Origin of the sequence: Candidatus Methylobacter oryzae (assembly GCF_003994235.2) — a bacterium.
Lineage (GTDB): Bacteria > Pseudomonadota > Gammaproteobacteria > Methylococcales > Methylomonadaceae > Methylobacter_A > Methylobacter_A oryzae.
This window is the reverse complement of the sequence record NZ_RYFG02000063.1, coordinates 1-10,689: the sequence shown is the minus strand read 5'-3', so window position 1 is coordinate 10,689 and position 10,689 is coordinate 1. Positions and strand designations below refer to the sequence as shown.

Sequence of the window (10,689 nt, the reverse complement as noted above, 5' to 3'; positions counted from 1 at the left end):
GGTCGGTCCTTAAGGGCGTGCCCAAGCTGCTTCTGCCTCAGTGCCAAGGTAGCTAACCATGACAGGAATTAAGATACAAGGGCGTGCCGTGCGCACTTTCGCCTCGTTCCCACGCGAAGCGTGGAAACGAAAAAATGGAACACGGATGACACGGATAGGGCTGATTTACACGGATTTTTTAACCCAAACCAAGTTTTAAATCCGTGTTTATCCGTTTAATCCGTGTCATCCGTGTTCCATAAATCATTCGCTGAATAGTCACCAACTTTCACTACGCAGGAGTAACGAATGCCGGATTACAACAATTGGCAGTTAAAAATGAAGCCGATCAGCAGGACTTTTTTTAAAGGTTTAATCGCCGTTATCCCTATTACGCTGACCATCTCCTTGCTGTTCTGGATGGCCGGTACTGCGGAGTTCGCGCTCGGCAAGATATTCAAGCTTTTCTTCCCCGATAGCTGGTATATAGAAGGCATGGGCTTTGTTTTAGGCTTGGTTGTGGTGTTCTTTTTCGGCGGCTTTCTTGAGTCTCAAACGTTTCGAAGAATGTTCCATCGGTTTGAAGAACTGATCATCCAGATTCCGCTTGTTAAAAGCATTTATACCGCCATACGCGATATCAGTTCGCTTTTTTCCAGCGAAAACCGGGGGAAATTCGAACAAGTGGTTTTGGTCAAGACGGCTTCCGGCAACAGCCAGCAGATAGGCTTTATTACCGCTTCGAGTATTGAAGAAACTTCACCGACGTTTATTACCGAAGACCAGGTTGCGGTATTCGTGCCGTTCAGTTACCAGCTAGGCGGCTATACGGTCATCGTGCCCAGGGAAAATGTCGTCAAAATAGATATGACGGTTGAAGATGCGCTGCGGTTTATCGCCACGGCCGGCGTTGTCGGCAATGTCGATAATGAAAAGACTTAGCTGCCGGTATACAAACCTTCCAGGTTTTGCGACTGCCATGGATGGTGGAAGTGTCGCAATCGGTACGACTGCCAGGGACGCAGGAGGTACGACCCCACGGATGGGGGAGGTAGAATCGCGTCTGGAACAGCGATCGAGAGCAACGCAGGAGCGGTTGCCGAGGGAACTGATGCTCCCGACTGCCATGGACGGCGGCCGGGAGCGGCTCCAGTAAAAACCCGGAAGGTCTAACTTCACCCGTACTCCAGCTGTGTACTCTACCGCACCGACCACAGCCGGGGTAACCGCTAAAGTATTCTCCGTGACGAACGGAGAACCCATGAACGATAAAACACGCGTTTGTAGTCCACTCTACAGCCTTCTGCCCACGCAAATCGAAGGCTTCGATGCGTTGGCCGAACTTGCGCTGAATATCCGTTGGTCATGGAATCATGCGACCGACGAAGTCTGGCGGCGGCTTGATCACGATTTATGGGAAATCACCCATAATCCTTGGGTTGTGCTGCAAACAGCCTCGTGCGACCGGATCGAGTCCGTGCTGGCCGACCCGGCTTTCCGCCGGCAAGTCGACGATTTATTGCAGACCAAGTCGCAAGCTGTTGAAGCGCCTGCCTGGTTCCAGCAAAACCATGCGCATGCCCTACTGAATTCCGTCGCTTATTTCAGCATGGAATTCATGCTCAGCGAGGCCTTGCCGATCTACTCCGGCGGGCTCGGCAACGTTGCCGGCGACCAGCTCAAGGCCGCAAGCGATCTGGGCGTACCGGTAATCGGCGTCGGCTTGCTGTACCAACAAGGCTATTTCCGCCAAGTCATCGACAAAGACGGCGTACAACAAGCGCTGTTCCCGTATAACGATCCCGGACAATTGCCGATTATGCCGGTGCGGCAAACCAACGGCGAGTGGCTGCGCCTGGAGATTGTCTTGCCCGGCTATTCGGTCTGGCTGCGCATCTGGCAAGTCCGGGTCGGCAAATTGCGGCTTTACTTGTTGGACAGCAACGATCCGGCTAACTTTCCCGCCGACCGGGGAATCACCAGCGAGCTGTACGGAGGCGGCCCGGAGCTGCGCCTGAAACAGGAACTGGTGCTCGGCATCGGGGGGTGGCGATTGCTGGACCGGCTTGGCATTCACCCGGAAGTCTGCCACCTGAATGAAGGCCATGCGGCTTTTGCGGTATTGGAACGCGCCCGCTGTTTCATGCAGGAAAGCGGGCAGCCTTTCAACGTCGCCTTGGCCGTTACCCGCGCGGGCAACCTGTTCACGACCCATACCGCCGTGGACGCGGGATTCGACCGTTACTCCCCGAGCCTGATCAAACAATACCTTTGCCGTTATGCCGAACTTAGGCTGGGCATAAGCATCGACGATTTGCTGGCCCTGGGCCGCCAAAATCCGCATGATGAGTCGGAAAGCTTCAATATGGCCTATCTGGCCATTCGCGGCAGCGGAGCCGTCAATGCCGTCAGCCGCGTGCATGAACGGGTCAGCCGGAATTTATTTGCGCCGCTTTTTCCCCGTTGGCCGTTGGACGAAATCCCGGTCGGACATATCACCAACGGCGTTCACATGCCGACCTGGGACTCGGCATCGGCCGATGATCTGTGGACGGAAGCCTGCGGCAAGGAACGTTGGCTGGGCACGATGGAAACCCTGGAACAGGATATTAGAAAAATTCCCGACGCCCGGCTCTGGCAATTTCGCACAGCCGCCGGCAAAGCGCTTGTCGAATACGCCTGCGAGCGGCTGGCGAGACAATTGGCCGCGGCCGGCGAGCCCCCCGAAGCGCTTGAAGAAGCCAAAAACCTGTTCGATCCCAACGTATTGACCTTGGGCTTTGCGCGGCGTTTTGCGACCTATAAACGACCAAACCTGCTGCTGCACGATCCTGAGCGCTTGCTGCGCTTATTAACCGACCGGCAGCGACCGGTACAGCTGATCATCGCCGGCAAAGCCCATCCGGCCGACCGCGAAGGGCAGGACCTGATCAAGCAATGGATGCATTTCATCAAGCGTCCCGAGGCAAGGGCGCGGGTGATTTTTCTGAGCGACTACGACATGTATCTGACCGAATGCCTGGTACAGGGCGTCGACGTCTGGCTGAACATGCCGAGACGGCCTTGGGAAGCTTGCGGCACCAGCGGCATGAAAGTGCTGGTCAATGGAGGCCTCAACGTCTCGGTGCTGGACGGCTGGTGGGCCGAAGCCTATCAACCGGGCCTGGGCTGGGCGCTGGGCGATGACCTGGGGCATGGCGACTACCCTGACGGGGACGCTGCCGATGCCGTAGCGCTCTACGATCTGCTCGAGAATGAAGTGGTTCCGGAATTTTACAACCGCGACGAGAACGGTATTCCAACCGCCTGGATTCAACGGATGCGGGAGAGCATGGCGCAATTGACGCCGCGCTTTTCAATCAACCGTACGGTCCGTGAATATACCGAGCAACACTATATTCCGGCAGCCGGCGCTTACCGTTTACGCTCGGCCAATAAATGCGCGGTCGGCAGGCAAATCGTCGATTGGCAACATGACCTGGACCAGAAATGGGCGGCGCTGCACTTTGGCAAAATAAAAATCGAGACGCGCGGCGAATATCATCTATTTGAAGTTCAGGTTTATTTCCATAACCTCGACCCCAAGTCGGTGCTGGTAGAAATCTACGCTGAAGACCTGATCAACAAGCCTCCTGTACGCCAGGAAATGACGCTGCTGCGCCAACTAGTCGGTTCATCCGGCGGTTACGTTTACTGCATGGCCGTGTCCGCGGCGCGCCCGTCCACGGACTATACGGTCCGCTTGATACCCTACTGCGACGGCATGTCCGTTCCGCTCGAAGAGAAGCGGATTTTATGGCAACGCTGATTCCGGAGAGCAGTGCGATGAAGTCATGCCCACGAAAACCACGAAAGTGCTCGCTCTCGTTCCCTGAGGCTCCGCTCGTCGTTATACGCAAATATTTCACGAGATGCTGTTCCTTACCGGCGTTAGGCGGGAAACATGCGGATAGCAGACCTTCCAGGTTTTTACTGGAGCCACTCCCGGCGGCTCCAGCACTTCCACCATCCATGGCAGTCGTAAAACCTGGAAGGTCTAACTCGCGCAACGCTCAACGGAGTAACCAGATTCCAGGCCTACGCCGAGATGTGTATAACGGCGAGGAGGCTCCGTGGGAACGAGCTGAAAAATAGTACATCGCCCGGCACGGCCCTGGCCCTGCCGGAAATCCGCAACTGGAAATGGAGTACGCCCCAATGAATGCACAAGAACTGATAGACATTGCAAAAAAACTGGTCGCAGACGACAAAGGCCTGCTGGCAATGGATGAAAGTACGCCAACCTGCAACAAACGCTTCGCGAAGGTCGGCATCCCTCAAACCGAGGAAATGCGCCGCAGCTACCGCGAATTGATCGTCACCACGCCCGGACTGAATGGAAGCATTAGCGGCGCGATCCTGTCCGACGAGACGATACGCCAGCACCAAAAGGACGGTATTCCCTTTGTTAAAGCGCTCGTAAACAACGGCATCGTCCCGGGCATTAAAGTTGACGCCGGAGCAAAAGAATTGGCCGGGCATAGCGGAGAGAAAATAAGCGAAGGCCTGGATGGGCTGCGCGAACGCTTAGCCGAATACAGGCGAATGGGCGCCCAATTCGCCAAATGGCGCGCGGTGATTACGATAGGCGACAGCATTCCGAGCCGGAGCTGTATCGAAGCCAACGCGCATGCATTGGCCCGCTACGCCGCGCTGAGCCAGGAAGCCGGACTCGTCCCGGTCGTCGAGCCGGAAGTGCTGATGGACGGCAATCATACGCTGGAACGGTGCTTCGAAGTGAGTGAAAACGTGCTGCATACGGTTTTCGGCCAACTTTACCGGCAACGAGTGATGCTCGAAGGCATGCTGCTAAAACCTAATATGGTGCTTCCGGGATTGGACTGCACGGAACAGGAAACGGTAAACCAGGTGGCCGATGCGACGTTGATTTGCCTGTTACGCGCCGTTCCGGCGGCCGTTCCGGGAATTACGTTCCTGTCGGGCGGACAGTCGCCGGAACTGGCCTCGGCCCGTTTGAATGCGATGAATAGCGGCCTCAGGCCTAAAATGCCGTGGGCATTGTCATTTTCATTCGCGCGGGCGATCCAGCAACCGGCATTGGAAATTTGGCAAGGCCAGGAGCTCAATGCCTGGGAAGCCCAACAGGCCTTGCAGCATCGCGCCCGATGCAACCAGGCCGCGCGCCGCGGCGAATACAGTATCGCGATGGAACAACATGAATAAGAGCAGTTGCACCCCGGTCGCTGGCATGGCCCGCTCCTACAGCTCTTAATTGAATGGCAGTAACCCCACAACTTCGGTATGTGCCCTACCGTACTGACAGCGGCAATCCTTGGGATTACAGTTGTATTCGAGTTTTTTGCCGTATAAGTACCTGAAAAATAAGTTTCCAACTCGTGTTCACAGTCGGAGTGCGGGCAAAGCCTGCACTCAAAACGCCGGAAAACTTTAGCGAAATTACTTATCGGGCACAAAACCTGTAATTTGCTTGTTCATTGGTTCGGAAACAGCGCCGGATTCTCGAAAGGCTTGTTTCTTTGTATTTGGATTTTTCCGGGTAGACCGTTCAGCCTGTAGCTTGGCGAAGGATTTTTCAGTCTACCTTAGGCATTTAACTGGAGATATAGCCATGAAATACTTGATTAGAATCTTTTCCGCATTTTTTCTGACCTTAACCTTACTGACTGCCGCAGGCTGCGCGTCAACTCCCAAAGAGGAAGGAACCGGTGAATATGTCGACGACAGCGTTGTCACCACTAAAGTCAAAGCGGCGCTGGTCAGAGATGACGAGGTCAGCGCGGCCAGAGTCAATGTTGAAACGTTTAAAGGCGTGGTGCAATTGAGCGGATTCGTTAATTCCCGTGCCGAAATGAATAGAGCAATAGAAGTAGCGCGCGGTATTAAGGGGGTTAAATCGGTCAAAAACGACATGCGGGTCAAATAACAACTGAGGAAGAATTATGGATACGATAGATACAGCATCCGGTCTTGCTCATGAGGCTATTGACAAAATAGCCGATGCGGCAAGAAAAGCATTGGGCGGAAAAGACGAGCCGCTGAGCGATGCCGAACGGCAAATGCTCAACGATGTTCGCGATTATATTCACAATAATCCGATCGCGTCGGTAGGTATCGGGGTCGCCGCAGGATTTGTCCTGAGCCGTTTGCTAATCAATCGTTAAGGCGGCCATCATGGAACGGAGCGCGGTAAATAATGAAACGCTTGGGCAAGCTGCAACGGAGGCCGATCCGGTCAAAACAGCCGGCATCTTGGACAATGCCCAAGCGTTATGGCGAGAGCTTTACGGTTTCGGCCACGACTACTTCCACCTGATTGCGCTGGAAGCGCGGCGAGCAGGCCGGAACCTGGTATTCATGATCATTGCCGGCGTGATGGCTGCGGTGTTGCTAATCGGCGCCTGGGGTGGGCTCATCGCCGCCGCGGTCATGTGGATGATTGAGCATGGCTTTGTCGCGAGCAGCGCGATACTGCTCTCAGTGCTGTTCAACCTGCTGCTCACGCTGGTGCTTGTGGCGGTCATACACCGCAAGAGCCGCTATCTGCAATTTCCGGCAACCGTCCACAGTCTTCGGGCAATGCCGCCGCCAGTGCGCGATAATAAAGAGGAGTCTTGAGATGCCCCATCTTGTTCAACCCAAGTTACTGGAGGATGAAATCAAGGATGCCGAATCGCAGGTGTTAACCCGTCAACAAGTAATCGACCTTAGAACTACATTATTGGTTCGCAAAATATATCAGGAAATGACCGAACCGGCTTCGTTGCTGCTGGCCGGAGGCATCGGTTTCGTTATCAGCGAAATCACAAAACGCCGGCCGGTCAAAGTTCGCGATACTGCCGGTAAGGCCGCCGCTGCCGTGGCCTCCCCGCTGAATGTCGCGATGAGCCTGCTCACTTCGGCGCGAACGCTCTACACGGCACTGCCGATAGCATGGCTGGTGAAATCCGGCTACCGGCCGGGAACACCGGCCAGGAAAGCCGGACAACCGGCGCCGCCGCCCCGCACAATACCGAATCGCCGCCGCTATCATCGCCGGAAACCGCTGTCATAGCGGACGATCGTTCCCACTCTCCGCGTCACGGCCATTAAGTTAAGTAGGGTATGCGAGCCTACTCTTGGTAACTATATTTGATTCAGAACTTAATCGTTTTCCGACGAACTATGAAGGTATGTTTATTCTGGCAAGCAATGAGCAAATCTCTCTGATGCTACACGCCCTAAGGCTCAACATCATTGACATAATAAGCATTAGTTTAGTAAATTGACTCACCAGATCAATTTTAGAATCCGGCTTAAAAACACAAAACAGGAGCGTATCATGAATTATAAAAGCTACGCAGAAGCCCATGCCGCAGCCCAAAAGATACGGGAGCAATATAACGCTAATGGGGTAATGGTTAAAATTGAAACATCACCTTATGGCGGTTATCAAATAAAACTAATCCCTCTTGATTTAATGATTGATAATTTATCAAACAGTACCCAAAATGGAAAATCAAAACGGACAGCAGCCTGTTGCTAATGCAGCCAGTGAACACCCGCCTTTGGAAGGAGAATTTTACTCTGGAAAAGATATGTTTGAGCTCGAAAAGGAACGCATTAAAAGCTCAGATAAAAGAACTGAAATAGCACGTCTGGCTATTGAAGCAAACGATGCTGCGGATAAACGTCAGTTTGATTATCATATGCAAAAATTGGCTCATGACACGACGCTCAAAGCCCAACAAAATAAAATTACGACAAATTTACTTTATGGTGGTGGGGCATTTATATTTGCAGTTGTTGCACTATTATTTACCATGTCGTTTTTCGGTGATGAGCATCAATCACAACTAGCATCCAGTCTTTTAGAAAAACTTATGACCGCGCTCAGTGGGATTGGTATTTATCTACTAGGAAAAAGCGCTATTGGTAAAATAACCAACCCCAGCTCGGAATAATAGTCGCCCAAAAGATCAACATTGAACCCGCCCCGCGCGGTTTTTTTATTACCGAAATTTCAAGCGCAAAAAAGCCGACGTTACCCGATTTTCGTTATTCATCAATAAATCAGGCCTTTAGCCGGGACAAATCTTGGAAAACCTTGACGAATTGAGGTAAGCGCAAAAATTTCGTCCCCCCGCGCCAAGCCGAACGGCTCACCGCCCCGGAATAATGCTTTCGGGAAATTATTTTTAAGCAAACCCTTAAGTTTTAAATAACAGTCTTGTAATATCAGGCAAGTAGTTACTTAAGCGGAACGCCTATGCCATCACCAACATCTTCCAGCAGCAACAGTAGAATCAACGAGTCTTCGTCACTGAATATCAATGCGTTGATTTCAGACAGGAAATGGGGTGGCAGTACCGGAACCGGAGTAACCTTAACCTACAGTTTTCCCTGGACAAGCTTAGAAAGCGCAACCTTTTCCGGCCGCAATGGCGTTGGCGACTATTCATTACTCAACGAGCAAAACGCGAGTTCTCACTATGGACTCAATACGACCCAGCAAGCGGCAGCTCGCAACGCCTTGCAATCATGGTCCAATGTCGCCAACATTATTTTCTCCGAAGTTGCGGAAACCAGCTCCAATGTCGGCGATATCCGCTTCGCTTGGACCTCGGCGGACCAGTCGGATGCATGGGGATGGGCAGGCTACCCGAGCTCTTGGCCGTCAGCCGGCGACATTTGGATCAGCACGACGAATTCAAATACGGCCGCTAATTCCTGGACGAGCGGGTCGTATAATTTTGAAGCGCTCATTCACGAATTGGGGCATGCCCTAGGATTAAAGCATCCGTTCGACGATACGCCGGTCCTGCCCGGCTCGTTGGATAGTAGGTTGTACACCGTTATGTCCTACACCGACGCCCCTCACAATATTTATCCTTCTGCCGGATATGTCAACGGCAAGTACGACTGGCTCAGCTATTATATAAACCCGGAAACGCCGATGGTACTCGACATCGCCGCGATCCAATATCTCTACGGCGCTAACAACAACTATCATACCGGTGACGATGTCTATACTTTCGACGCCACTACGCCGTTTTTCAAAACGATTTGGGACGCCGGCGGAACCGATACGCTATCCGCCGCGAACTTCACTTTGCCGTGCGTGCTCGACCTGACGCCCGGCAACTACTCAAGCCTGAGGTATCCCCCTCCCCTCCACACGGGCGGGGCGACGACAACTTACGACGGCACTAATAATCTGGGCATCGCCTATGGCTGCATAATCGAAAATGCGGTCGGCGGCAGCGGCAACGATACGCTGATCGGCAATGACAGCAACAACAGCCTGGAAGGCGGGCCCGGAGACGATTCTATTTCCGGCGGAGGCGGCGACGACACAGCGGTTTTCTCCGAAACATTTGCCAATTACACCTGTTCTTATAATGCCGGCAGCGATGTTTTTAATATCTCTTGTTTGGCGACCGGCACGGATTCAATTTCCGGCGTCGAGTTTTTTCAGTTTAAAGACATCGTTAAATCAGCCAACCAACTAAGATTTAACGATAATATCTCACCTCTTCTTAGCAGTTTATCGCCGGCCGATAACGCGACCGGAGTTGCCGTTTCCACTAATCTGGTGCTGACCTTTAACGAAGCGATTAAAGCCGGAACGGGCAATATCATTATTTTCAATGACAAGGGGGCTATCGTAAAAACCATTGCCGTGACCGATAGCGGCCAAGTCTCCGTTTCCGGCAACAGCATTATCATCAATCCCAATACCGACCTGGTTGCAGGCAGCGGCTATTTCGTCAATATGGCCGCCGGCGCCGTTTTAGATTTAGCGGGAAACAGCTTTGCCGGAATTACCGGAACAACGGCTTACAATTTTACGACGCTGGCCAATACCGTTACAGGCACCGCAAACAACGATTCGCTGACGGGCGGCAGTGCCGGAAATAAAACGATAAACGGCGGCTTGGGGATCGATAAGGTCGTTTATAGCGGCTTGCGTGCCGACTATAGCGTCGCTAAGACCGGCAACAACTTCACTACCAGTTACGCCACCGGTTCGGATTCACTTGTCAACATCGAGCGTTTGCAATTTAGCGATACTAAACTGGCTATCGACCTGGACGACAACGCCGGCTTAACAGCCAAAATCCTGGGGGCCGTTTTCGGCCCCGTATCGGTGTCGAACAAACAATATGTCGGTATTGGGCTGGCTTTTCTCGATAGCGGCAAAAGCTACTCGGATCTTGTACAAACCGCACTGAACGCGAAGCTCGGCACAGGCTTTTCAAACGCCGCCGAAGTCAGCCTGCTTTATCAAAATGTTGCAGGAGTCCAGCCCTCCGCCGCTGACTTAAATTACTGGACGGCAGCGCTTAATTCAGGACAGTTTTCTCAAATCTCGTTGGCGCAAATGGCCGCGGAATTGAGTTTAAATACAACCCGTATAAATCTGGTTGGGCTACAGCAGACAGGCATTGAATATGCCTGACGGTAAAGATCGGTATTATTTGCAGCTTATTCCAACGCATTACGAAAGTTTTGGCGCGATTCTCGATTAATTAAAATTCCCCTGCTAATCATCTCCAGTGAGCAATAGAAGCTTATTATGGCACGGACGGAATCCCGTTTGCCGCGCCGAGCACCGGAGCTCTCACCACCTATCAGTTTATAAAAACGACGGAAAAACTTGGCAAGGGTTTGTCATTTTGCAAACACCGTTTCAAGTATCGCAAGCCTCGT

Annotated in this window: 10 protein-coding genes; all 10 read left to right on the top strand. The window is 52.6% G+C overall.

Annotation, left to right across the window (positions count from 1 at the left end; translation table 11 throughout):
- Nucleotides 1-288 precede the first annotated feature (288 nt).
- The 10 genes from EKO24_RS06980 to EKO24_RS06930 all read left to right on the top strand — a co-directional run bounded on the left by EKO24_RS06980 (nt 289) and on the right by EKO24_RS06930 (nt 10,438).
- Complete coding sequence (locus EKO24_RS06980) at nt 289-921, top strand: DUF502 domain-containing protein (RefSeq protein WP_241674424.1); 633 nt, start codon at nt 289-291, stop codon at nt 919-921.
- Nucleotides 922-1,240: 319 nt separating this feature from the next.
- Nucleotides 1,241-3,787: an alpha-glucan family phosphorylase gene (gene glgP / locus EKO24_RS06970; RefSeq protein ID WP_127030682.1), complete on the top strand. Its 2,547-nt coding sequence runs from the start codon at nt 1,241-1,243 to the stop codon at nt 3,785-3,787.
- A gap of 389 nt (nt 3,788-4,176) precedes the next feature.
- Nucleotides 4,177-5,202 carry a class I fructose-bisphosphate aldolase gene (locus EKO24_RS06965; RefSeq protein ID WP_127030681.1) on the top strand — a complete coding sequence of 342 codons (1,026 nt, stop codon included), beginning with the start codon at nt 4,177-4,179 and terminating at the stop codon, nt 5,200-5,202.
- Nucleotides 5,203-5,608: 406 nt separating this feature from the next.
- Nucleotides 5,609-5,923, top strand: coding sequence for a BON domain-containing protein (locus tag EKO24_RS06960; protein ID WP_127030680.1), 315 nt, complete (start codon nt 5,609-5,611; stop codon nt 5,921-5,923).
- 16 nt (nt 5,924-5,939) lie between these two features.
- The gene (locus tag EKO24_RS06955; protein WP_127030679.1) at nt 5,940-6,161 is read left to right on the top strand and encodes a DUF883 domain-containing protein; all 222 of its coding nucleotides are present in this window, start codon (nt 5,940-5,942) and stop codon (nt 6,159-6,161) included.
- Between the two features lie 10 nt (nt 6,162-6,171).
- Nucleotides 6,172-6,615 carry a phage holin family protein gene (locus EKO24_RS06950; RefSeq protein WP_127030678.1) on the top strand — a complete coding sequence of 148 codons (444 nt, stop codon included), beginning with the start codon at nt 6,172-6,174 and terminating at the stop codon, nt 6,613-6,615.
- 1 nt (nt 6,616) lies between these two features.
- Nucleotides 6,617-7,051, top strand: coding sequence for a hypothetical protein (locus tag EKO24_RS06945; RefSeq protein ID WP_196240002.1), 435 nt, complete (start codon nt 6,617-6,619; stop codon nt 7,049-7,051).
- A gap of 267 nt (nt 7,052-7,318) precedes the next feature.
- Nucleotides 7,319-7,522, top strand: a complete 204-nt coding sequence (locus EKO24_RS06940) for a hypothetical protein (RefSeq protein ID WP_127030677.1) — start codon at nt 7,319-7,321, stop codon at nt 7,520-7,522.
- A complete protein-coding gene (locus EKO24_RS06935) occupies nt 7,488-7,940 on the top strand; it encodes a hypothetical protein (protein ID WP_127030676.1) in 453 nt (150 codons plus the stop codon). The genes EKO24_RS06940 and EKO24_RS06935 overlap by 35 nt, the downstream gene beginning before the upstream one ends.
- A 305-nt stretch (nt 7,941-8,245) precedes the next feature.
- The gene (locus EKO24_RS06930; protein ID WP_127030675.1) at nt 8,246-10,438 is read left to right on the top strand and encodes an Ig-like domain-containing protein; all 2,193 of its coding nucleotides are present in this window, start codon (nt 8,246-8,248) and stop codon (nt 10,436-10,438) included.
- Nucleotides 10,439-10,689: the final 251 nt, after the last annotated feature.

Coding starts and splice junctions, on each gene's coding strand:
- EKO24_RS06980 (WP_241674424.1), top strand. CDS start 289: ATGCCGGATTACAACAATTGGCAGTTAAAAATGAAGCCGATCAGCAGG.
- glgP (WP_127030682.1), top strand. CDS start 1,241: ATGAACGATAAAACACGCGTTTGTAGTCCACTCTACAGCCTTCTGCCC.
- EKO24_RS06965 (WP_127030681.1), top strand. CDS start 4,177: ATGAATGCACAAGAACTGATAGACATTGCAAAAAAACTGGTCGCAGAC.
- EKO24_RS06960 (WP_127030680.1), top strand. CDS start 5,609: ATGAAATACTTGATTAGAATCTTTTCCGCATTTTTTCTGACCTTAACC.
- EKO24_RS06955 (WP_127030679.1), top strand. CDS start 5,940: ATGGATACGATAGATACAGCATCCGGTCTTGCTCATGAGGCTATTGAC.
- EKO24_RS06950 (WP_127030678.1), top strand. CDS start 6,172: ATGGAACGGAGCGCGGTAAATAATGAAACGCTTGGGCAAGCTGCAACG.
- EKO24_RS06945 (WP_196240002.1), top strand. CDS start 6,617: ATGCCCCATCTTGTTCAACCCAAGTTACTGGAGGATGAAATCAAGGAT.
- EKO24_RS06940 (WP_127030677.1), top strand. CDS start 7,319: ATGAATTATAAAAGCTACGCAGAAGCCCATGCCGCAGCCCAAAAGATA.
- EKO24_RS06935 (WP_127030676.1), top strand. CDS start 7,488: ATGGAAAATCAAAACGGACAGCAGCCTGTTGCTAATGCAGCCAGTGAA.
- EKO24_RS06930 (WP_127030675.1), top strand. CDS start 8,246: ATGCCATCACCAACATCTTCCAGCAGCAACAGTAGAATCAACGAGTCT.